Genomic DNA, 20,011 nt, shown 5'->3' with positions numbered 1-20,011 from the left:
CCAGGGCCTCAAAGGGATTGACAGTGGAGACGGGTACCTGCCGCTCCTTAAAAAAAGAATGCGGCTATACCCGGAAAAAAAACGAACATACACACCTGATCCGGGAAGTAAGGCAATAAGCGAGAGCGGGCAACCCCGAACAGAGTATTAATTATTTCAACATGTTAAGACTTTAATTTCACTTTCGCCGACGCGCTGCTTGCTGCGCGCGGTTTTTCGCTTTTCGTTGCCGATCCTGAAATCCGGCAGCGGCCAAGAGCGGTTCAGACAACGAGGAGCACGGGAAAAACACAAGACAAAACAGCAAGTTGTCTAGACCACTTGAGGCAGACTTGTCATGGGCCGGACACGCTCCCGTCACAGATGTTTCCTAGTAAAAGCAAAACGCGAGGAAACATCATGATCCAGATCAAACAGCTGACCAAGACTTTCAAGAACTCCAAGGGACTCGACAATATCAACGCCACCGTGGAGAGCGGCGAGATGGTCGCCCTCATCGGCTCTTCCGGTTCGGGCAAATCGACCCTCATGCGCCATATCTGCGGACTCATGTGCTGCGACACGGATAGCGGGGGGCAGATTGAAGTGCTGAACCGCATCATGCAGCGCGACGGACGACTCTCCAAGAATGCCCGCAAGGTGCGTACCGAGGTAGGGGTCATCTTCCAGCAGTTCAATCTGGTGGACCGCCTCTCGGTCATGACCAACGTGCTCATGGGCACTCTGGGACGGGTGCCTACCTGGCGGTCCGTTTCCAACCTCTTTCCACCATCGGAACGCCGCCTGGGTATGGAGTCCCTGGCCCGGGTCGGCATGGCAGGCAAAGCCTGGCAGCGCGCCTCGACCCTGTCCGGCGGTCAGCAGCAGCGTGTGGCCATTGCCCGGGCCCTGACGCAGCGCGCCAAGGTCCTGCTCGCCGACGAACCCATCGCCTCCCTTGATCCCGAATCATCCCGCATAGTCATGGACATCCTGGCCCAGATCCACCGCGAGGACAAAATAACCGTCGTGGTCTCCCTGCATCAGGTCGAATACGCCATCCGCTACTGCCCCCGGACCATCGCCCTGCGTCAGGGTCGCGTTGTCTATGACGGCCCCAGTACCGCCCTGACCCCATCCTTTTTGAAAGAAATCTACGGATCGGAAACCGAGGAGCTTTTCTCTCCCGCCGTGGACAACGCCATGCGCCAGCAGCCTGGAAGAAACCAGAACCAACCCGCCCCGGCACCTGCCGCGGCATAACGACCATCCGCACTTCAAAGGAGTAGAAAATGTTTCGCAAACTATGTGGCCTGTTCATCCTACTGGCGTTTTTTGGCGTCCAGACCGCTTCCGCCGAGATGAAAGAAATCAACTTCGGCATCATTTCCACCGAAGCTTCCATGAACCTGAAAACCATTTGGCAGCCTTTCCTTTCCGATATGGAAAAGGCCACCGGACTAAAAATCAACGCGTTCTTCGCCTCCGACTATGCCGGAATCATCGAAGGCATGCGCTTCAACAAGGTGCAGGTGGCCTGGTACGGCAACAAAAGCGCCATGGAAGCCGTGGACCGCGCCGATGGTCAAATCTTCGCCCAGACCGTGCCCGCCGACGGAGAAGCCGGATACTATTCCCACCTCATCGTGCACAAGGATTCCCCGCTGAACTCACTGGAAGACGTGCTCAAGAACGCCGCTTCCCTCTCTTTTGGCAACGGCGACCCCAACTCCACCTCCGGCTTTCTCGTGCCCAGCTACTACGTGTTCGCGGTGAACAAGGTCGATCCCAAGAAGATCTTCAAGAACGTGGTTTCCGCGAACCACGAGACCAACGCCTTGAGCGTGGCCAACAAGCAGGTCGATGTGGCCACCAACAACAGCGAAAACCTGGCTCGACTGAACGTGACCCACCCCGACAAGCGCGGCCTGATCAAGGTCGTGTGGACCTCCCCGCTCATCCCCAGCGATCCGCTGGTCTGGCGCAAGGATCTGCCCGAAGCCACCAAGGCCAAGCTCAAGAATTTTCTCATGACCTACGGCACCACCGGCAAGGAAAGCGAAGTCGCCGTGCTGAAGGCCCTGGGCTGGGCTCCGTTCAAGGAATCCAACAACGACCAGCTTCTCCCCATCCGCCAGCTCGAACTCTTCAAGAAGCGCGTCAAGGTTGAAGGCGATACGGCCATATCCGCCGAAGAAAAGACCAAGACCCTCGCGGAAATCGACGCCAAGCTCGACGCCATCAAAGCCAAAATCTAGACATCTCTGCCACGCTATGCGGCCGGACATAACAAGCCGGCCGCATCCAAGGATGCATTCATGACAGCTCAGAACACGATTCTTGTCGATAATCGCCCACCCCGCAGCGTGCAGTCGTCCCTGACCAAACTGACGGGCTGGGCCATTGTCATGGCCATTCTGGCCTGGTCCTGGGGAGGCGCGGACATGCGCCCCATGGACCTGATCAAAGACTCAGGTAACATGGCCACCTTGGCGGGTGATTTTTTTCCGCCAAATTTTTCCGAATGGAGACTCTACCTCGATGAGATCATCGTAACCTTCCACCTCGCAGTCTGGGGCACGTTCCTGGCCGTGATCTGCGCAGTGCCCTTTGGCATTCTCAGTTCCGAAAACATCGCGCCCTGGTGGATCTACCAACCCGTCCGCCGCGTCATGGACGCATGCCGGGCCATCAACGAAGTGGTCTTCGCCATGCTCTTCGTGGTCTCCGTGGGTCTGGGGCCCTTTGCCGGTGTGCTGGCGCTCTGGGTGCACACCACCGGCGTGCTGGCCAAGCTTTTTTCCGAGGCCGTGGAAGCCATCGACCCCCAGCCAGTGGAAGGAATCCGCGCGACGGGCGCGACCGTGATCGAAGAAGTCATCTTCGGCGTCATCCCGCAGGTGCTCCCCTTGTGGATCTCCTATTCCCTGTACCGCTTCGAATCCAACGTGCGCTCGGCCACGGTGCTCGGCATCGTCGGGGCGGGCGGCATCGGCGTCGTTCTGTGGGAGATGATCCGCGGCTTCTATTTCGCCCAGACCTGCGCCATCATGATCCTCATCATCATCTCCGTGACCGCCATCGACCTTGTTTCCCAGCGCCTGCGCAAACTCTTTGTCTGAACCGGACACCATCATGCCATCTTTCTGCTGCACCAATGCCCGTTTGGTCACGCCAGACGGTGTTGTCTACGGATCTCTGAGGGCCGGGCACGGTCTCATAACAGAAATCGACTCGCCCACGGCCATCCCCGAAGCTCTCGATTTCGGGGATGACTACCTGCTGCCCGGCCTGGTCGAGATTCACACCGACAACATCGAGAAGCACTTCCTGCCCCGCTCCGGGGTGCGCTGGCCGACCAGCCTCACGGCCATCATGGCCCACGACACCCACATGGTCGGCGCCGGGATCACCACGGTCCTCGACGCGGTCAGCGCGGGCGAATTCAGCGCCAAGCGCATGCGCCGCGAAATTTTCACAGCCACCCTGGAAGCTCTGGCCCTGGCCAGGAATAACAACCTGCTGCGCGCCGAACACCTGCTGCACATCCGCTGCGAACTGGCCGACCGGGCCGTGGTGGAAATGTTTTCCTCCGTCATGGACCACCACCTCCTGCGCCTGGTGTCCATCATGGACCATACCCCGGGCCAGCGGCAGTGGAGCGACCTGGAGAAGTACCGCTCCTTTCACGCCGACAAGAAATGGACCGACGAGGAACTCCTGGCCGAGATCGAGCGCCTGCGCGCCGTGCAGAAAAGCCACGCCGAACCGAATCGGACCAGCATCTTGAGCCTCTGCGCACAGCGGGGCCTGCCCCTGGCCAGCCACGACGACACCACGGTGGAACACGTGGAAGAGACAGCCCGCCTGGGCATGGGCATCGCCGAATTTCCCACCACCCGCGAGGCCGCGTCCAAGGCGCGGGAACTTGGCCTGGCCACGGTCCTCGGCGCTCCCAATGTGGTGCGCGGAGAGTCCCACTCGGGCAACATCTCGGCCCTGGCACTGGCCGCCGACGGCTTGGTGGACATTCTCTCTTCCGACTACATGCCGGCCAGCCTCCTGCAGGCGCCCTTTGTCATGGCCCAGCGCCTGGGCATGCCCCTGCACGAGGCCCTGGCCACCGTCACCGCCAATCCGGCCCGCGCCCTGGGGCTTAGCGACCGGGGCAAACTGCTCCCCGGCAAACGCGCCGATCTCCTGCGCGTCAGGATGGTGGACGACGTGCCCGTGGTTGTTGCAGTGTGGCGCGAAGGCAGGCAGGTGATGTAAGACTGAAGGCATGCCTCCGGCGGGCAGGGGGCGCGCCCCCTGCACCTCATCAATTGGGGAAAGTTATGATAACGAAACAATCTCGATCCGCATGATGTGAACATGTCCGAAGCACGTTACGCCATATACTTCGCGCCGTCTGAAGGGTCCGAACTCGAAAGCGTCTGCTCGGCCATCCTGGGCCGCTGCGCACGCACGGGAGCTGCCCTGAAGCAGCCATCCATCCCGGGCATCGAGCCCGCGCGATTGGCCGAGCTGACCGCCTCGCCCAGGCACTACGGGTTGCACGCCACCTTGAAGCCGCCCTTCTTTCTGGCCGAGTCGCATGATGAAACGGAATTGCTGGAAAACACGGCCATGATCGCCTCAAGGATGCGATCATTCGACCTGCCCGGACTTGAGCTTGCACGCATCGGCTCCTTCCTCGCCCTGACCCCGACCGCGCCATGCCCGGAACTGGAAGACCTGGCCCGCATCTGCGTCACGGTCCCGGACCCTTTTCGCCGCCCTCCCCACCCCGAGGAGCTCGCCCGTCGCCGCGCCAAAGGCCTGACCCCGAACCAGGAGCGCCTGCTCGGACTCTGGGGTTACCCCTACGTACTGGAAGAAATGCGCTTCCACCTGACCCTGACCGGCAGCATCCACGACCCAGGCGAGCGCGAACGCCTCCACACCGCGCTCATCCCCCTCCTCGCCCCCGTACTGCACAGGCCCGTCCCGGTGCGGGAGATCTGCGTGTTTCGTCAAGCATGTTTACAAGAACCCTTTACCGTTTTGCGGCGTTTCCCACTCCAACTGAAAGGCTGATCGGCTTTTCCTTCGGTAACAGTGTTCATCGCAAGCCCAGCACTACACGCACGCCCTTGACGTCATGACATTATGACGACATGATGATTTACTGAGGTGACCACCATGTCCGAAGCAACAAAACGATCCACCATCTATTTCGACCCGCAACTGCACGCGGCCCTGCGCCTTAAAGCCGTACATTCCAACCGTTCGCTCTCCGATCTCGTCAACGACGCCGTCCGGGCGGCCCTGGCCGAAGACCAGGAGGATCTGGCGGCGTTCGAGCACCGTCTGGCGGAACCGGTCATGAGCTATGAAGAACTCTTGAACGACCTCAAGGCTCATGACAAAATATAGTCTGAGCTTCAAAGCGTCCGTGGCCAAGGATTTGCGTCAGATCCCCAAACGTGATGTGCAGAGTATTTTGAAACGCATCGAAGGACTCGCGGATGATCCCAGGCCAAGCGGCAGCGAAAAACTGTCCGGCCAGGAGCGATTCCGGGTGAGACAGGGAACATATCGAATCGTCTATGAAATCAAGGATCAGGAGCTCGTCGTCATGGTCGTGAAAATCGGGCATAGGTGTGATATCTACAGATCCCTCTGAAACGTCAGCTCAAAAGAAAAGTATGATAAAGAAAATTGTACAGATAAAGAATATCAAAGACGACAATTTGATGGATGATCTGAAATATTGGCTGAGCAGAACTCAAGAGGAAAGGTTGTCGGCAGTTGAATTTTTAAGGAGACAAGCGCATGGAACTACAGAACGACTTCAAAGAGTTGCTCGAATTATTCAACGCCCATGATGTGCAATATCTCATAGTCGGCGGATACGCGCTGGCATATTTCGGCGCACCGAGATATACAGGAGATATCGACATATTCGTCAAATCAGATTCAAAGAACGCGTCCCTTATCTTAAAGGCTCTGAGCGACTTTGGATTCGGTTCAGCCGGCCTTAAATTGGAAGATTTTACAAATACAAACAATATTATTCAGCTGGGCTATCCTCCAGTCCGGGTTGACATCATGACATCCATATCCGGAGTTTCCTGGGAAGATGCATATAACAACCGTGAAGAAGGAAAATACGGTGATGTTCGGGTGTATTTCATAGGTCTCAATCAATACATTCAAAACAAGAGAGCATCCGGAAGAAAGAAGGATCTCGCCGATTTGGAGGCCCTTGGAAAGGAATGACCGGCAAAGAGAGCATCCATGCCTCTTCCCCTCTCACCCCGCGTACTTTTCGATAAAAGCTTCAACACCCAATTCCCGAAAATCCCTTAAGGCCGCCGTCAGCCGTTCATGTTTCCAATCCCACCAGGCCAGGGTCAGGAGTTTTCCCTGAATCTCGCGGGGAAAGCGGTACTTGATGGGCTTGGCCGGGATTCCGGCCACGATGGCGTAGTCCGGCACATCCTTGGTCACCACCGCGCCCGAGGCCACCACCGCCCCCGTGCCCACGGTCACGCCGGGCATGATCAGGGCTCCGTGTCCGATCCAGACGTCATGCCCGAGCACCACGGGGTGTTCCTTGCGCCAGGCGAAGAACTCGTCATCATCTGGGCCCATGCCGAATTTGGAACTGCGATAGGTGAAGTGGTGCTGGGTGGCTCGCCAGGTCGGATGGTTGCTCGGATTCAGGCGGGCGTGGTTGGCGATGGAGCAGAACTTGCCGACCTGCGTGTACATGACGTGGCAGCGGTCGCACAGGTAGGAATAGTCGCCTACGGTGGAGGAAATGATCTCCGTCTGCGGGCCGATCTCGGTCCATGCGCCAAGGGTGCTGTCAACGACGATGGCCGTGGGGTGGATGGTCGGTTCAGGGGAGAGCATGGTCATGATTTCCTGCCGCTTATGGTGGTTTCAAGAATCAGTCCGGCCAGGGCTTGGCCACGTTCGGCCAAGGGGCCGGAGTTGTCGAAACGCACCAGCTCGGGCGCTTCGACCACGGCCATGCGCGCCCGCACCAGCCGGGCCTCGATTTCCCCGGCATCTTCGCGGCCTCGCGCGCCCAACCGTTCCCGCAAAATGTGCTCGGGCACATCGATCAGCACGGGCAGCAGCTCCGGGTAGGCTTGAAGCGCCGCAGACAACGCCCCGCGCGAACCGTTCACAACCACACTCAATCCCGACTCCATCCAGATGTCGATTTCCCGGCCAATGCCGTACGCAAAACCGTGGCTTTCCCAGGACAGGGCGAAAAGGCCGCGCGACAGGCGAAGCTGAAATTCGGCCCGGCTCAGGGCGACATGATTCTCCCCGCCCGCATCTGCCGGACGAGTGATGTAGCGATGCGCGAAGACGACGGGAGCTTCGGCGGCAAGCCGCAGACGGGCCTCGGCCATGAGAGAGTCCTTGCCGGAGCCTGAAGGCCCCATGATGTAGATCAGTTTTGACATAAGAATCCTGTTGCAGAACAATAAAAAATTTTCCCATGTTATCCGTAGGGACGAAAAATTTTTCGCCCCTACAACGTGTCGCCCCCGGATTCCGGTACCGGATCAACGCCATGATATCGACATCGTAGGGGCGGCCCTGCGTGGCCGCCCTTCTTCCGGCCCTATGTGGTCATCCTTCCCGTGCGCCAAAAATTGGGCAGGCACGGGGGCCTGCCCCTACGGGCGTTCCGCCGTGGTCGTTGTTGGCGGAAAATTTTCGTGATTCCATGGGTTGGGGCGAAAAAATTTTCGCCCCTACGATGTATCGCACCCTGGAATCCGTTACACCATCAATACACCCGCCCCCCATCCCGCCAGACCCGGCGTACCACCGGCAGGTCGCGGTCGATGTGGACGCGCACGAGGTCGGCTTTGAGGCCGGGTTCGATGCGTCCTCGGTCATGAAGGCCCAGGGCGCGGGCAGGGTTGAGCGTGACCAGGGCCATGGCCTCGTGCAGGGGCAGATCCACTTCGGCGTGCAGGATCCAGGCGGCGTGCAGGAGGCTCCCCGGGACGTAATCCGAGGACAGGCCACCCAGGAGTCCGGCCTTGGCCACTTCGCGCACGGACACGTTGCCGGAATGGGAGCCGTTTCGAACCACGTTGGGCGAGCCCATTAGGGTCAAAAGTCCCAGTTCGCAGGCGCGGCGCGCGGCGTCCATGGTGGTCGGAAATTCACTGATGACGATGCCCTGGCCGTGGGCCCAGTCCACGTGACTGGGCGTGGCGTCGTCGTGGCTGGCCACGGGAACGCCGCGAGCCTGGCACCAGCTCAGGATGTCCTCGGCGTGGGCTCCGGCGAACCGGGTCTGCGCCTCCTGCATGCGGGTCAATTCGGCCTCGAATTCCTGGTCCGACCACTGCCGGTCCTTGCTGTAATACGTGCGATAGGCGTCCGTGTCGACAAACTGGCGCTGGCCGGGGGTGTGGTCCATGAGGGACACAAGGTGCACGTCGTCCATGTTTCGGAAGGGTTCGAAGAGGCGCGGCATGTCAGGGTCGGAGATTTCGCAGCGCACGTGCAGGAAATGCTCGGCGCGCAGGAAGCCGGTAGGCCGCAACTCATCCAGGGCGGTCAGGGTCAGGTCGAGCATGGTGCGACGGTCGCTTTTCTCGTAGTATTGCCCGCAGGAAAGTGCGTCGAGAACGGTGGTGATACCGGCGCTGATGAGCTGCGCGTCGTGGGCCAGCAGCGCGGCGCGGGCCGAGGGCCAGAGCACGCCGGGCCGGGGAACGAGCAGCTTTTCGAGGTTGTCGGTGTGCAGCTCGACCAGTCCGGGGATGAGCAGGTCGCCACCGAAATCGACGGCGTCGGAACAAGCGTTCGCGCCGGGGGAGACATCGTGGATCAGGCCGTCACGGACGCTCACGGCACCGAGGACAGTCTCGCCCTCAAGGACGATGCGGGCGTTGGCAAGGATCATTTCACTCATGGCTTACTCCGGTCTGTTCAGCAGCAGGCAGCGGTTGGCGACCCGCCCGCGCACGTCGTCGTCATGAAAGATGCCCACCACTGCCGCGCCTCGTTTCTTGGCTTCGAGAATCATGTCCACGACGGTGCTTCGGTTCTCTCCGTCCAGGGAAGCCGTGGGCTCATCGAGGAGCAGGATGGGATAGTCGCGGATGAAGCCGCGCGCGATGTTGACGCGTTGCTGCTCGCCGCCCGAGAAAGTCGCCGGGGCCAGGGACCACAGGCGCTCGGGGATGTTCAGGCGGGCCAGCATCCGTCCGGCCCTGTCCCTGGCTTCATCCAGGCCCACGCCCATGGCGGCGAGGCGCTCGGCCACCAGGTCGAGACAGGAGACGCGGGGGATGACGCGCAGGAACTGGCTGACATAGCCGAGGGTGCGGCGGCGCACGTCGAGAACCGTACGGGGCTGGGCGGACGTCATGTCCACACCGTCCCCGTCATGACTGATAACGACGCTGCCCGTTGTGGGCCGGTAGTTGGCGTAGATGGAACGCAGCAGGCTCGACTTGCCCGCGCCGGAGGGGCCGTGCAGGGCGACGCACTCCCCGGCCGCGACGTCGAGATCCACGCCGTCGAAGGCTCGGATGCATGTCCCGCCCTGGGTGTGCAGGACAAAGGTCTTGGCCAGGGAGCGAATGGAAATCATGGGAATATTCATGGATGCCTCACGCTTGCAGAATGGATGAGACCAGAAGTTGGGTGTACGGGTGGCACGGGTCGTCCAGAACCTGATCGGACAGGCCCGTCTCCACGACCTCGCCGCCGCGCATGACCATCATGCGATGGGCCAGGATGCGGGCCACGGCCAGATCGTGGGTGACCAGCACCACGGCCAGCCCCAGGGACGAGACCAGATGGCGCAACAGGTCCAGGAGCTTGGCCTGGACTGAGACGTCAAGGCCGCTGGTGGGCTCGTCCATGAAAATGAGGCGCGGCTCCGTGACCAAGTTGCGGGCGATCTGCAAGCGCTGCTGCATGCCGCCGGAAAAGGCCGAGGGGTGATCGTCGATGCGGGCCTGGTCCAGTTCGACCCGCTCCATCCAGTCCAGGCCCGCCCTGCGGATCCGCCCATAATGACGATCTCCCAAGGCCATGAGCCGTTCGCCGATGTTGCCTCCGGCGCTGACGCGCATGCGCAGCCCGTCGCGCGGATTCTGGTGCACGACGCCCAGGTCCGTGCGCTGCAGGCGGCGGCGGTCGGCCTCGGACAGTTCGGCCAGGGACAGCCAGCGGCCGTCCCGGTCCCGGTAGGACACCTCCCCCCTGGTGGGCATCAGCCGTCCGGACAAAAGGCTCAAAAGCGTGGACTTGCCCGAACCCGACTCACCGACAATGGCCAGTACCTCGCCGGGCCAGAGGGTAAAATTCACGTCGCGGCAGCCCACGCGGTTTCCGTAGTAGCGGGTCAGACCCGTGACGCGAAGCAGTTCATCATCCATCACTTATCCTCCTGCTCACGCACGCGCCGCGCGCAGTAATCCGAATCCGAACAGACGAACATGCGTCCACCTCGGTCGTCGGTGATGATCTCGTCGAGAAAGCTCTGCCGCGATCCGCAGATGGCGCAGGCTTCGTCCCAGGCCTGGATCTCGAAGGGATGGTCCTCGAAATCCAGGCTCTTCACCCTGGTGTGGGGCGGGATGGCGTAGATGCGCTTTTCGCGTCCTGCGCCGAAAAGCTGCAGGGCCGAGCAGTCGTCCATCTTGGGATTGTCGAATTTGGGGATGGGGGATGGGCACATGATGTAGCGACCCTCGACCTTGACGGGATAGTTGTAGCTGGTGGCGATGCGGCCGTGTACGGCTATGTCCTCATAGAGCTTGACGTGCATGACCCCGTATTCCTCCAAAGCGTGCATGGTCCGCGTCTCGGACTCGCTGGGCTCCATGAAGCGCAGAGGTTCGGGGATGGGCACCTGATAGACGAGAATCTGGCCGGATTTGAGCGGCGCTTCCGGGATGCGGTGCCGGGTCTGGATGACCGTGGCCTCTTCCGTGGCGGTGGTTGTGGCCACCTGCGCCGTTCTGGCGAAAAAGGAACGGATGGAAACCGCGTTGGTCGTGTCGTCGGCCCCCTGGTCGATGACTTTCAAGACGTCATCAGGACCGATGATGCCGGCCGTGATCTGGATGCCGCCGGTACCCCAGCCGTAAGGCAGAGGCATCTCGCGGCTGCCGAAGGGGACCTGATAGCCGGGGATGGCCACGGCCTTTAAAATTGCACGGCGAATCATGCCCTTGGTCTGCTCGTCCAGATATGCATAGTTGTATCCGGGCATGGCTTCAGCGTTCATGGTCTTCCTCCTTGCCTGCGGCGTCCCTGCGCAACCCGCGCACCAGGGCCAGTTCGGACTGGAAATCAACGTAATGCGGCAGCTTCAGATGTTGCACAAAGCCCGAGGCTTCGACGTTGTCGCTGTGGTAGAGGACAAATTCCTGATCCTGGGCCGGTCCGCGCACCTCCTCGCCCAGCTCCCCGGCGCGCAGCGACCTGTCCACCAGGGCCATGCTCATGGCCTTGCGTTCGCCCTGGCCAAAGGTCAGGCCATAGCCGCGCGTGAAGCGGGCGTCGCCGGAGCCGATGAACTGGTTCACGGTCTCGCACTCGGTCAGGGTGATCTCGCCGATGGTCACGGAAAAACCCAGTTCTTCCGGCACAAATTCGATTTCCACCTCGCCCATGCGGATCTCACCGACAAAGGGATGGGAATTGCCGAAGCCGCGCTGGGTGGAATAGCCCATGGCCAGCAGGAAGCCCTCGTCGGCGCGGGCCAGATTCTGGAGGCGCATGGAGCGTCCGGCGGGAAGGGTCAAGGGGTGGCGGGTCAGGTCGCCCGGTTCGGGATCGTCGCCCCGGCCCTCGGATTCGATGATGCCTTCGCGGCCCAGCACATCGAGCACGCGCGGCATGTTCGGCGTGCCGGGCGTGCCACGCGTGTTAGTCGCTTCGTCGATCTCCGTCGGCACCGGGACTCCCCCTTCCTGCTCCTGTGCCCCGGCCAGGCCCCAATCAAGCAAACGATGGGTGTAGTCGAAGGTCGGTCCGAGCAGCTGACCGCCAGGGACGTCCTTGAACGTCGCGGAAATGCGGCGGCGAACATGCATCCGTGACGTGTCCATGGGCAGGGCGTAGCCAAAGCGCGGCAAGGTCGTGCGGTAGGCGCGCAGCAGAAAGATGGCCTCCATCAGGTCGCCCCTCGCCTGCTTCACGGCCAGGGCCGCAAGGTGCGGATCGTAAAGGGAGCCCTCGCTCATGACCCGGTCCACCGACAGGGACAGCTGCTGGCGGATCTGCTCCAGGGAAATTTCCGGCACGGACTCGTCGCCGCGCCGCTCCCGGGCCAGCAGCCTGTGCGCGGCGGCAATGGCCTTCTCGCCGCCCTTGACAGCTACATACATGGCCGGTCCTCCATTTTAAGGGTCCGGGGCAAGCCCACGACATGGGCCTGGCCGACAAGGATCAAATCCACGCCCCGGGGAAAAAGACGGCCGTTGCCGCGCCAGTCGGCAACGAACCCGGGAGGAAGCCAGGAAAGGGGCAGACGCTCCTCCCCGTCCACTCCCGGCCCCATGACGCTGATGCTTTCGCCCGGGGCGGCATCAAAATCCGTGGCCAGCAGCACGGTGGTCGATTGTTCGGGATATTCGGAACTGCCCAAGGATAACACGTCCAGCGACGGCATGAGCGCGTGGCTCAAGACCACGGCGAAGGAAGCCTTTGCCGGAGCGTCGGTCAGCGGGCACGCGCAGTGAAAGCGCAGAAAACGCCGGGCGTCGTCGGTGGCTGCCTGGGCGTCGAGCCAGACCGGGGTGTCCATGTCGCACAAGGTCAGGACCACGGAGGCCATGCCGCCGCTCCAGCCACGCGGCCCGTCGGCCTGAACGGGAAGTGGCACGAGGCTGCCTGGCCGGGACATGGCTTCGAGGATGGCGCGGAACGTGCCCTGGCTTTCATAAACCGGGCGGGCAAAACCGGCGGGAATGGATTGCAGCATCATTCCTCCCCCCGCACGAGGGTGAAGAAATCGACCCTGCTCGGACGCACCTCGTCCCGCCGCCTGGCCAGATGCGCCTGCCGTTCCTGTCGCAACGGACTGATCAGCGTGCGGCGCAGTTCCTCGCACCTCTCAGGAAGTTGCAGCAAGGCGTCGAACACCGCCGCCAGACGGGCGCGTTCATGGCAGAGACCGCCGATGAAGGCGTGGCCCATGACTCCCTGGTCCAGGGCCACCGTACAGCGGGTCACGCTCATCTCGCCCAGGTTGAACCGCTCCCCGGTGTTGCCGGTCCGGGCCCTGACCATGACCAGTCCCGTTTCCGGCCCGCGCACGATTTTGTACTGCGGCTGCGCGTCCAGACCGTTCCAGGCATCCCGCAACCGGGCTTCCGGGGCCAGGGCCAGGGCGGCCATCCACTCCTGCCGCGTTGTCTCTTCAGTTGACATCACGAAAACTCCACAATATGAAAATTTGTATAGACATCTATGTCTTTCGACTGGGATTGAAGTCTCAGCATTCTGTGACAATTTGCATTCGGGGAGGCGGCGATGGAGTTACAACGCAGAAACGGGGTGGCCCTGTGGCGGCAGATTCAGGACTGGCTGGAGTTCAGGATCAAGGAGGGCGAGTTGCCGCCCGGCAGCAAACTCCCCACAGAGCAGGAACTGGCCGAACGCTTCGGGGTCAACCGCCACACGGTGCGGCGGGCGCTGACGCTCCTCGCGGAAAAGGAGCTGATTCGCACGGAACAGGGCAGCGGCAGCTTCGTGCGCGAACAGGTCATCGACTACGCGGTGGGCGCGCGCACCCGTTTCCACGAGAACCTGCTTCGCCAGGAACGAAAACCGCGCGGGGAGCTTATCTCGTCCGGCGTCATTCCTGCCACGACTGAGGTTGCCAGGGCGCTGGAACTGGAAAAAGGCGAGCCCGTCGTCGTGCTCGAAACCCTCGGCGAGGCCGACGGGGCGCGCATCTGCCTGGCCAGCGCTCATTTCCCTCAAGCCCGCTTTCCGGGTCTGGCAGAACATTTTCGCGAGACAGGTTCCGTGACCCAGGCGCTGCGCCATTACGGGGTCATGGACTACCGCCGCAAAAGCACGCACATCTCAAGCCGCCTGCCCACGGCCAGAGAAGCCCGCATGCTGCGCCAGGCCAAAACCCGACCTGTACTCGTCACGGAGAGCGTGAACGTCGACCCCAGAGAATGGCCCATAGAGTTCTGTGAAACGCGCTTTGCGTCCGAGCGTGTGCAATTCATCATTGAAACCTGATCGCGGGCATTTCGTCACGTCAAGCGAAGCCCCACCGTGACTTCCATTGCAAATCTACATCCGACAACGGTCTCCTGCGCTATGTAATACGAATATATTACACATCCACATCCCATAAAATCGCGGAATTTGTAACGCTGCATGCAAATGAACCGGGCACGTCCTTGATATAAGCTCAGAGAGATTTCAATCAAATTCAGATCATAAAAAAATGTATGACAACATTTATTTTGATTACACCCTTGATTCAAGCGCACACACCATGTATATGAGAACTGCTGTTTATCTGGCAAATTATGCCTTTAAAGACAGCCTTACCGCTCAAGGGATCGTAACATGAAATATATGCTGATCGCGTGCATCACTGTTTGCGCATTCCTTTCCGGTTGCGCCACAAACGCGACACAACGCAACGCCATGGAGAGCTTCGGCCTGGCCACGGAGAGAGTCGGGCGCATGAGCGAATCCGAGTTCCTCTCCATGCGTAGCGAAGTCATCGAAATGAACTCGCTGCTCGTGCTCCTCGACACATCAAAAAATACAGACAACTGGGCCTACGACGAATCGGCCCTTGCCGAAACAACGGCCATGCGCGTTGCCGCTTGCAAATCGCTGCGCATGTACGGCGACCTGCTCATACGCCTTGCAGCGGATGATCGCACCGAGATGGTACGCAGGTCAGCACGGGTTTTTCTGGACAACATCACCGAGACATTGGGGCCGGAACTGACCCGCGCCCAGGAAGAAGCCGTGCAAAACGTCACACGGGGACTTGATGCCCCGTGGACAGCACGCAGAAAGTCCGAAACCATCAAGGGTATTGTACTGGCCTTTGCGGATTCCGTAACGTCTCTTACAAACAGACTGCAGGCCGACTTTTCCCTGGGCGAATCTTCCCTCAGCTATTTGCAAGCCTATGCAGACACGGCCATGAAACTTGAAATCATCTCTGCGGCCATTATCGACAGCCAAGACACGTACTCCCTGCTCGAAAGGAGCAAGGCGGTGAAAGCTTTCGTGCTGGCGCAGGAATCTCGTGTCCGCGTCCACGCCATTGGCGCACGGATTCATGAGGCCATGGCCACTTTGCAAAAAGCCAATGCACATGTCGCATCCGCTGTGCAGGACGACAGCTATGATCTGCAGGAAATCAGGGAATACGGAAAACAGATCCAGAAGATCAGCACAATGCAGCTGGTTCTATCCCGCTGAGAAAAAGCAGACATGATCCTGACGAAGCGCCCCCCGAGGGCGCTTTTTTCTTGAAAAAAAAGGCAACCCGAAGGCTGCCGTTAACGTGCAGGGATCAATTTTCCGGACAGGACGGAAGGGGAAGCAGACGGCTGACCCGTTCGCGGTAAGCCTGATAGGTCTCGCCGAACTGGTCTTCGAGTTCCAATTCTTCGGCTCCAACGTTTTTGAAAAAAAGGAAAATTCCGACAGCAATGCCCAGAATCCCCAAATTGGTGTTCAGGACCAGGCAAAGCCCAGGCATTATGCCAAGCAGATTGGCGGCCAGGATCGGGTTGCGGCTCCAGGCGAAGGGACCGGACTCGACCAGCATGTAGCCCTCGCCTTTTCTCAACTCGCGCACGGCCAGCGTCAGACCGACCAAGCCCGCCGCAAGCCATAAAAATCCAATCACCGAACCGAGCAAAAACCAGTCAGTGCCAAGGAGCAGATTCTCTAAAATACTGCCGGCCACGATGATGCCGTATGCAGGCATTAGCACTTTACAGGCAAGACTTTGTGTATTCATCATATTCTCCTCATGGACAAAATTGAGTATGCCATCACTGGTTCACATAAGTACCACTACCCGCCACAATTGAAAAGAACCCGGGCCGAATTATTCCGGGCCGGGTTCATCACGTCATGCTAGCGAGTCAACTGACGGTAGCGGATGCGGCGCGGCACCGTCAGGGTGTTTCCGGTGCGGCGCTTCAGATCCTTCTCATATTCCGAATAGTTGCCCTCGAACCAGACCACCTGGCTGTCGCCCTCGAAGGCCAGGATGTGGGTCGCGATGCGGTCCAAGAACCAGCGATCATGGGAAATGACCACCGCGCATCCGGCAAAATTCTCCAGAGCCTCTTCCAGGGCGCGCATGGTGTTCACGTCCAGGTCGTTGGTCGGTTCGTCGAGGAGCAGTACGTTGGCCTCTTTTTTGAGCATCAGCGCCAAGTGCAGACGGTTGCGCTCGCCGCCGGAGAGCATGCCGACGGTCTTCTGCTGATCCGGCCCGGCAAAGTTGAACTTGCTGACATAGGCCCTCGAATTGATGTCGCGGCCTCCGATATTGATGGTGTCGTAGCCGCCGGAAACCATTTCCCAGACGGATTTCTTCGGGTCCAGCACATCGCGGTCCTGCTCCACATGGGCCAGCTTCACGGTCTGACCGAGACGGATCTCCCCGCTGTCGGGCTTCTCCTGGCCGGAGATCATGCGAAAAAGCGTGGTCTTGCCCGCGCCGTTGGGACCGATGACGCCGACAATGCCGCCCGGAGGCAGGGCAAAGCTCATGTCTTCGATGAGCAGCTTGTCCTCGTACGCCTTCTTCACATGATCGGCTTCGATGACCACGTCGCCCAGACGCGGACCTGAAGGAATGAAGAGTTCCAGCGTCTTGATCTTGTCTTTGGTCTCCTGGTTGAGCAGGTTCTCGTAGGACGAAATTCTGGCCTTGGCCTTGGCATGACGGCCCTTGGGAGACATGTTGATCCACTCAAGCTCGTGCTTCAGGGTTCGCTGGCGGGCGCTCTCCTCCTTTTCCTCCTGGGCCAGGCGGTTCTGCTTCTGCTCGAGCCAGGACGAATAGTTGCCCTTCCACGGGATGCCCACGCCACGGTCCAGTTCCAGAATCCAGCCTGCGACGTTGTCCAGGAAATAACGGTCATGGGTCACGGCGATGATGGTGCCCTGGTACTGCTGGAGGTGATGCTCAAGCCAGGCGATGGTCTCGGCGTCGAGATGGTTGGTGGGTTCGTCCAGCAGCAGGATGTCGGGCTTTTGCAGCAGCAGGCGGCACAGGGCCACGCGGCGCTTCTCGCCGCCGGACAAAACGCCGATCTTTGTCTCGGGTTCCGGGCAGCGCAGAGCCTCCATGGCCATTTCCAGTTTGGAATCAAGTTCCCAGGCGTCCTGAGCGTCGAGCTTTTCCTGCACGTCGGCCTGACGGGCGATGAGCGCGTCCATCTCGTCGTCGCTCATGGGCTCTGCGAACTTGGCGTTGATGTCTTCGAACTCCTGCATGAGGTCGACGGTTTCCTGCACCGCCTCCTGCACGATCTCGCGCACGGTCCGCTCCGGATCCAGCTTCGGTTCCTGCTCCAGGTAGCCCACGGAATAGCCGGGGGAGATGACTATCTGCCCGTTGTACTCCTTGTCCACGCCGGCCATGATCTTGAGGAGCGAGCTCTTGCCCGAGCCGTTCAGACCCAGCACGCCGATCTTGGCTCCGTAGAAAAAGGACAGGGAGATGTCTTTTATGACCGGCTTCTTGTCGTAAAACCGGGACACCTTCAGCATGGAATAGATAATCTTATTTGGTTCGTCGCTCATGATAATAACCTCGAATATGGATAGATTGTATGCTTTCTTCCCGGCCATGCACGGGCCGGGAACGGAAGCGGTCGACAAAGGCCGACCGCGAGAAATGACGCCGGGACGTGAGGCAGACTAATGGCCGAAGCCGGGAATTTCCAGTCTCTTTTCCAGCCTGCGCAGACCATAGGAAGCCACGCTGACCAGAATCAGATAATAGACGCCCACGACCATGAAGACCTCGCTGAAGCGAAAGCTTTCGCTGGCCACGATCTTGGCCTGGCCGGTCAGCTCGAAGCAGGTGATGACGTAGGCCAGGGACGAATACTTGATCAGATACACGATCTCGTTCCCGCAACCGGGCAACGCCCGGCGAAAGGCCTGGGGGATGATGATCCAGATCAGGGTCGTGAAGGTTGAGAAACCAAGCGCCTGGGCCGCCAGCACCTGACCACGCTTGATGGAAAGCAGCCCGCCGCGGATGTACTCCGAATGGTAGGCCGCGCTGCACAGGGTGAAGCCGAGCACGGCCGCCGTGTAGGGCTGAAAATAGATACCCACGTTCGGCAGGCCGAAATAGAGGATGAAAAGCTGGATGACCAGCGGCGTACCCCGGAAAAGCGCGGCGTAACCGTTGGCCAGGGCGCGCAGCACGCCGCCGCCGAAAGCCCGACACGCGCCCACCACCACTCCGAAAAAAATGCCCAGAATGGCCGAAGGCACGATGAGTTGCAGGCTGACCAGCACCCCCTTGTTCAGTGCGGGCACCAGGCGCTCCAGCAGAAAGATGAACTCCTCGTTCATGCGCAGGCGCCCTCGACATCGAGAATCTGGGAGCAGAAATCAAGGGTGCGGGTGCCCGACCCCTCGGCCAAAAGATCCTTGGGGCTGCCCTGCTCGATGATCCTGCCTTCCTGCATGAAAAGCACCTCGTCGGCCAGGGAGCGGGTGAACCCCATCTGGTGCGTGGCCATGACCATGGTCATGCCGTTCTGGGCCAGCCCGCGAATGACGGTCAGCACCTCGCTGACCAATTCCGGATCCAGGGCCGAGGTCGGCTCGTCCAGCAGCATGACCTTGGGATCCATGGCCAGGGCGCGGGCGATGGACACGCGCTGCTTCTGCCCGCCGGACAACTCCGCCGGATAGAGATGCCCCTTGTCGGCCAGGCCGACGCGCTCCAGCTCGGCCTTGGCACGGGCCTTGGCCCGGGCGCGGCTCATGCCCTTGACCTTGCGCAGGGCGATGCTGACGTTTTCCGAGGCGGTCAGGTGGTCGAAAAGATTGAAATCCTGGAAGATCATGCCCACCTGCTGACGAAATTCGCACAGCTCGCGCGCTTTGCGCGGATCCACGCGCCTGCCGTCCAGCTCGATTTCGCCCCGGTCGGGCACGATAAGATAGTTCATGCATTGCAAGAGCGTACTCTTGCCGCCCCCCGAGGGACCGATGAGCACCTTCATTTCGCCTTCATAAAGATCAAGACTCACGGATTTGAGTATCTCGCGCCCGCCCAGAACCTTGGAGATGCCCTGCACCCGCATGAGCGGATTTCTTGTGTTCGTATTCACCATTAATGCACATAACCCTTTATTCTGAAACGTTTTTCAAGGGCGCGCAGGGCAATGACCCCGGCCCAGGTCAATAAGAAATAAAGCACTGCCGCGCTGACGTACATAGGCAGGTGCTGATAGGTCCGCGAAGCCACGAAGTGCGTCCGCGCCATGATCTCGCTCGCCCCGAGCACAAAGGCCAGGGCCGAATCCTTCAATATGATGGAATACTCGTTGGACCAGCCGGGGATGGACAGGCGCAAGGCCTGCGGCAGGATGATGGAACGGATGGCCAGGCCGTCCGACATGCCAAGGGCCCGAGCCGCTTTCAGCTGGCCTTTGGACAGGGACAGGATGGAGCCGCGAAAAATTTGTGACTGATAGGCTCCGCTGGTCATGCCGAGCACGATGATGGCCGCCGCCACTGCGTTCAGATTGAGCCCCACAAGGTTGAAGAGCCCGAAGTAGAAAAGAAAAAGCAGTACCAGAATCGGCACGCCGCGAAAAAACCATACGTAAAGGCCGCACAACGTCCGCACCGCCCACGGGCCGTAAACCTGCCCCACGGCCAGAGGCACGCCGATAAAAAGGCCCAAAAACATTGCGCCGACCACTGCGATCACAGTGACGGTCGCGCCCTGCAGCACATATGGCATGGCGTCCAGCAGGACGGTGACGGTTTCGTTCAT

General features: G+C 60.3%; 24 protein-coding genes. 10 read left to right on the top strand and 14 right to left on the bottom strand.

Annotation, left to right across the window (positions count from 1 at the left end):
- The first annotated feature begins 399 nt into the window (after window positions 1-399).
- From phnC to DBAC_RS04185, 8 genes are all read left to right on the top strand, one after another.
- The gene (phnC, locus tag DBAC_RS04220) at window positions 400-1,242 is read left to right on the top strand and encodes a phosphonate ABC transporter ATP-binding protein (protein WP_015773047.1); all 843 of its coding nucleotides are present in this window, start codon (window positions 400-402) and stop codon (window positions 1,240-1,242) included.
- A gap of 29 nt (window positions 1,243-1,271) precedes the next feature.
- The gene (gene phnD / locus DBAC_RS04215; protein WP_015773046.1) at window positions 1,272-2,237 is read left to right on the top strand and encodes a phosphonate ABC transporter substrate-binding protein; all 966 of its coding nucleotides are present in this window, start codon (window positions 1,272-1,274) and stop codon (window positions 2,235-2,237) included.
- Between the two features lie 60 nt (window positions 2,238-2,297).
- Window positions 2,298-3,101 carry a phosphonate ABC transporter, permease protein PhnE gene (gene phnE / locus DBAC_RS04210; RefSeq protein ID WP_015773045.1) on the top strand — a complete coding sequence of 268 codons (804 nt, stop codon included), beginning with the start codon at window positions 2,298-2,300 and terminating at the stop codon, window positions 3,099-3,101.
- A 13-nt stretch (window positions 3,102-3,114) separates the two neighbouring features.
- Entirely contained in the window at window positions 3,115-4,251 is a 1,137-nt protein-coding gene (locus tag DBAC_RS04205) for an alpha-D-ribose 1-methylphosphonate 5-triphosphate diphosphatase (protein WP_015773044.1), read from the top strand.
- 102 nt (window positions 4,252-4,353) lie between these two features.
- Window positions 4,354-5,058 carry a DUF1045 domain-containing protein gene (locus DBAC_RS04200; RefSeq protein WP_015773043.1) on the top strand — a complete coding sequence of 235 codons (705 nt, stop codon included), beginning with the start codon at window positions 4,354-4,356 and terminating at the stop codon, window positions 5,056-5,058.
- Between the two features lie 105 nt (window positions 5,059-5,163).
- On the top strand, window positions 5,164-5,397 hold the full coding sequence (locus tag DBAC_RS04195) for a hypothetical protein (protein WP_015773042.1): 234 nt from the start codon (window positions 5,164-5,166) through the stop codon (window positions 5,395-5,397).
- Window positions 5,384-5,647 carry a type II toxin-antitoxin system RelE family toxin gene (locus tag DBAC_RS04190; protein ID WP_015773041.1) on the top strand — a complete coding sequence of 88 codons (264 nt, stop codon included), beginning with the start codon at window positions 5,384-5,386 and terminating at the stop codon, window positions 5,645-5,647. The genes DBAC_RS04195 and DBAC_RS04190 overlap by 14 nt, the downstream gene beginning before the upstream one ends.
- A gap of 149 nt (window positions 5,648-5,796) precedes the next feature.
- Window positions 5,797-6,243, top strand: coding sequence for a nucleotidyl transferase AbiEii/AbiGii toxin family protein (locus DBAC_RS04185; protein ID WP_015773040.1), 447 nt, complete (start codon window positions 5,797-5,799; stop codon window positions 6,241-6,243).
- A gap of 33 nt (window positions 6,244-6,276) precedes the next feature.
- Here DBAC_RS04185 and DBAC_RS04180 read toward each other — a convergent pair whose 3' ends face one another.
- From DBAC_RS04180 to phnG, 9 genes are all read right to left on the bottom strand, one after another.
- A complete protein-coding gene (locus tag DBAC_RS04180) occupies window positions 6,277-6,888 on the bottom strand; it encodes an LbetaH domain-containing protein (protein ID WP_043810362.1) in 612 nt (203 codons plus the stop codon).
- Window positions 6,885-7,448 (bottom strand): phosphonate metabolism protein/1,5-bisphosphokinase (PRPP-forming) PhnN, encoded by a 564-nt coding sequence (gene phnN, locus DBAC_RS04175; RefSeq protein WP_015773038.1) that lies wholly within the window; start codon window positions 7,446-7,448, stop codon window positions 6,885-6,887. Before phnN ends, DBAC_RS04180 begins: the two co-directional genes overlap by 4 nt.
- Window positions 7,449-7,777: 329 nt before the next feature.
- Window positions 7,778-8,920, bottom strand: a complete 1,143-nt coding sequence (locus DBAC_RS04170) for an alpha-D-ribose 1-methylphosphonate 5-triphosphate diphosphatase (RefSeq protein ID WP_015773037.1) — start codon at window positions 8,918-8,920, stop codon at window positions 7,778-7,780.
- Window positions 8,921-8,923: 3 nt separating this feature from the next.
- Entirely contained in the window at window positions 8,924-9,616 is a 693-nt protein-coding gene (gene phnL, locus DBAC_RS04165; RefSeq protein WP_015773036.1) for a phosphonate C-P lyase system protein PhnL, read from the bottom strand.
- 7 nt (window positions 9,617-9,623) lie between these two features.
- Window positions 9,624-10,397 (bottom strand): phosphonate C-P lyase system protein PhnK, encoded by a 774-nt coding sequence (phnK, locus tag DBAC_RS04160; RefSeq protein WP_015773035.1) that lies wholly within the window; start codon window positions 10,395-10,397, stop codon window positions 9,624-9,626.
- Complete coding sequence (locus DBAC_RS04155) at window positions 10,397-11,251, bottom strand: alpha-D-ribose 1-methylphosphonate 5-phosphate C-P-lyase PhnJ (protein WP_015773034.1); 855 nt, start codon at window positions 11,249-11,251, stop codon at window positions 10,397-10,399. Before DBAC_RS04155 ends, phnK begins: the two co-directional genes overlap by 1 nt.
- Complete coding sequence (locus DBAC_RS04150) at window positions 11,241-12,356, bottom strand: carbon-phosphorus lyase complex subunit (protein WP_015773033.1); 1,116 nt, start codon at window positions 12,354-12,356, stop codon at window positions 11,241-11,243. Before DBAC_RS04150 ends, DBAC_RS04155 begins: the two co-directional genes overlap by 11 nt.
- Window positions 12,347-12,955, bottom strand: a complete 609-nt coding sequence (gene phnH, locus DBAC_RS04145; protein WP_043810356.1) for a phosphonate C-P lyase system protein PhnH — start codon at window positions 12,953-12,955, stop codon at window positions 12,347-12,349. The genes DBAC_RS04150 and phnH overlap by 10 nt, the downstream gene beginning before the upstream one ends.
- Window positions 12,952-13,401, bottom strand: coding sequence for a phosphonate C-P lyase system protein PhnG (gene phnG / locus DBAC_RS04140; protein ID WP_015773031.1), 450 nt, complete (start codon window positions 13,399-13,401; stop codon window positions 12,952-12,954). The genes phnH and phnG overlap by 4 nt, the downstream gene beginning before the upstream one ends.
- A gap of 102 nt (window positions 13,402-13,503) precedes the next feature.
- Here phnG and phnF point away from each other — a divergent pair, with 102 nt between their 5' ends.
- Together phnF and DBAC_RS04130 are read left to right on the top strand one after the other, a co-directional pair.
- Complete coding sequence (gene phnF / locus DBAC_RS04135) at window positions 13,504-14,226, top strand: phosphonate metabolism transcriptional regulator PhnF (protein ID WP_015773030.1); 723 nt, start codon at window positions 13,504-13,506, stop codon at window positions 14,224-14,226.
- Window positions 14,227-14,562: 336 nt separating this feature from the next.
- Entirely contained in the window at window positions 14,563-15,438 is an 876-nt protein-coding gene (locus tag DBAC_RS04130; protein ID WP_015773029.1) for a hypothetical protein, read from the top strand.
- 94 nt (window positions 15,439-15,532) lie between these two features.
- Here the strand turns inward: DBAC_RS04130 and DBAC_RS17630 are convergent, their stop codons facing one another.
- From DBAC_RS17630 to DBAC_RS04105, 5 genes are all read right to left on the bottom strand, one after another.
- Window positions 15,533-15,988 (bottom strand): methyltransferase family protein, encoded by a 456-nt coding sequence (locus DBAC_RS17630; protein ID WP_143890787.1) that lies wholly within the window; start codon window positions 15,986-15,988, stop codon window positions 15,533-15,535.
- A gap of 116 nt (window positions 15,989-16,104) precedes the next feature.
- Window positions 16,105-17,787, bottom strand: a complete 1,683-nt coding sequence (gene ettA / locus DBAC_RS04120; protein ID WP_015773027.1) for an energy-dependent translational throttle protein EttA — start codon at window positions 17,785-17,787, stop codon at window positions 16,105-16,107.
- A gap of 117 nt (window positions 17,788-17,904) precedes the next feature.
- Window positions 17,905-18,573 (bottom strand): amino acid ABC transporter permease, encoded by a 669-nt coding sequence (locus tag DBAC_RS04115; protein ID WP_015773026.1) that lies wholly within the window; start codon window positions 18,571-18,573, stop codon window positions 17,905-17,907.
- Window positions 18,570-19,343 (bottom strand): amino acid ABC transporter ATP-binding protein, encoded by a 774-nt coding sequence (locus DBAC_RS04110; protein ID WP_015773025.1) that lies wholly within the window; start codon window positions 19,341-19,343, stop codon window positions 18,570-18,572. The genes DBAC_RS04115 and DBAC_RS04110 overlap by 4 nt, the downstream gene beginning before the upstream one ends.
- The gene (locus DBAC_RS04105; protein WP_015773024.1) at window positions 19,343-20,011 is read right to left on the bottom strand and encodes an amino acid ABC transporter permease; all 669 of its coding nucleotides are present in this window, start codon (window positions 20,009-20,011) and stop codon (window positions 19,343-19,345) included. The genes DBAC_RS04110 and DBAC_RS04105 overlap by 1 nt, the downstream gene beginning before the upstream one ends.

Origin of the sequence: Desulfomicrobium baculatum DSM 4028, from assembly GCF_000023225.1 — a bacterium.
GTDB classification, from domain to species: Bacteria; Desulfobacterota; Desulfovibrionia; order Desulfovibrionales; family Desulfomicrobiaceae; genus Desulfomicrobium; species Desulfomicrobium baculatum.
Note: the sequence above shows the minus strand (reverse complement) of the source record. Positions and strands in the feature narration are given on the sequence as shown.

What these genes read in the sequence shown, in the direction of transcription:
- phnC (WP_015773047.1), top strand. Translation starts at nt 400, where the DNA reads ATGATCCAGATCAAACAGCTGACCAAGACTTTCAAGAACTCCAAGGGA.
- phnD (WP_015773046.1), top strand. Translation starts at nt 1,272, where the DNA reads ATGTTTCGCAAACTATGTGGCCTGTTCATCCTACTGGCGTTTTTTGGC.
- phnE (WP_015773045.1), top strand. Translation starts at nt 2,298, where the DNA reads ATGACAGCTCAGAACACGATTCTTGTCGATAATCGCCCACCCCGCAGC.
- DBAC_RS04205 (WP_015773044.1), top strand. Translation starts at nt 3,115, where the DNA reads ATGCCATCTTTCTGCTGCACCAATGCCCGTTTGGTCACGCCAGACGGT.
- DBAC_RS04200 (WP_015773043.1), top strand. Translation starts at nt 4,354, where the DNA reads ATGTCCGAAGCACGTTACGCCATATACTTCGCGCCGTCTGAAGGGTCC.
- DBAC_RS04195 (WP_015773042.1), top strand. Translation starts at nt 5,164, where the DNA reads ATGTCCGAAGCAACAAAACGATCCACCATCTATTTCGACCCGCAACTG.
- DBAC_RS04190 (WP_015773041.1), top strand. Translation starts at nt 5,384, where the DNA reads ATGACAAAATATAGTCTGAGCTTCAAAGCGTCCGTGGCCAAGGATTTG.
- DBAC_RS04185 (WP_015773040.1), top strand. Translation starts at nt 5,797, where the DNA reads ATGGAACTACAGAACGACTTCAAAGAGTTGCTCGAATTATTCAACGCC.
- DBAC_RS04180 (WP_043810362.1), bottom strand. Translation starts at nt 6,888, where the DNA reads ATGACCATGCTCTCCCCTGAACCGACCATCCACCCCACGGCCATCGTC.
- phnN (WP_015773038.1), bottom strand. Translation starts at nt 7,448, where the DNA reads ATGTCAAAACTGATCTACATCATGGGGCCTTCAGGCTCCGGCAAGGAC.
- DBAC_RS04170 (WP_015773037.1), bottom strand. Translation starts at nt 8,920, where the DNA reads ATGAGTGAAATGATCCTTGCCAACGCCCGCATCGTCCTTGAGGGCGAG.
- phnL (WP_015773036.1), bottom strand. Translation starts at nt 9,616, where the DNA reads ATGAATATTCCCATGATTTCCATTCGCTCCCTGGCCAAGACCTTTGTC.
- phnK (WP_015773035.1), bottom strand. Translation starts at nt 10,397, where the DNA reads ATGGATGATGAACTGCTTCGCGTCACGGGTCTGACCCGCTACTACGGA.
- DBAC_RS04155 (WP_015773034.1), bottom strand. Translation starts at nt 11,251, where the DNA reads ATGAACGCTGAAGCCATGCCCGGATACAACTATGCATATCTGGACGAG.
- DBAC_RS04150 (WP_015773033.1), bottom strand. Translation starts at nt 12,356, where the DNA reads ATGTATGTAGCTGTCAAGGGCGGCGAGAAGGCCATTGCCGCCGCGCAC.
- phnH (WP_043810356.1), bottom strand. Translation starts at nt 12,955, where the DNA reads ATGATGCTGCAATCCATTCCCGCCGGTTTTGCCCGCCCGGTTTATGAA.
- phnG (WP_015773031.1), bottom strand. Translation starts at nt 13,401, where the DNA reads ATGTCAACTGAAGAGACAACGCGGCAGGAGTGGATGGCCGCCCTGGCC.
- phnF (WP_015773030.1), top strand. Translation starts at nt 13,504, where the DNA reads ATGGAGTTACAACGCAGAAACGGGGTGGCCCTGTGGCGGCAGATTCAG.
- DBAC_RS04130 (WP_015773029.1), top strand. Translation starts at nt 14,563, where the DNA reads ATGAAATATATGCTGATCGCGTGCATCACTGTTTGCGCATTCCTTTCC.
- DBAC_RS17630 (WP_143890787.1), bottom strand. Translation starts at nt 15,988, where the DNA reads ATGATGAATACACAAAGTCTTGCCTGTAAAGTGCTAATGCCTGCATAC.
- ettA (WP_015773027.1), bottom strand. Translation starts at nt 17,787, where the DNA reads ATGAGCGACGAACCAAATAAGATTATCTATTCCATGCTGAAGGTGTCC.
- DBAC_RS04115 (WP_015773026.1), bottom strand. Translation starts at nt 18,573, where the DNA reads ATGAACGAGGAGTTCATCTTTCTGCTGGAGCGCCTGGTGCCCGCACTG.
- DBAC_RS04110 (WP_015773025.1), bottom strand. Translation starts at nt 19,343, where the DNA reads ATGGTGAATACGAACACAAGAAATCCGCTCATGCGGGTGCAGGGCATC.
- DBAC_RS04105 (WP_015773024.1), bottom strand. Translation starts at nt 20,011, where the DNA reads ATGAACGAAACCGTCACCGTCCTGCTGGACGCCATGCCATATGTGCTG.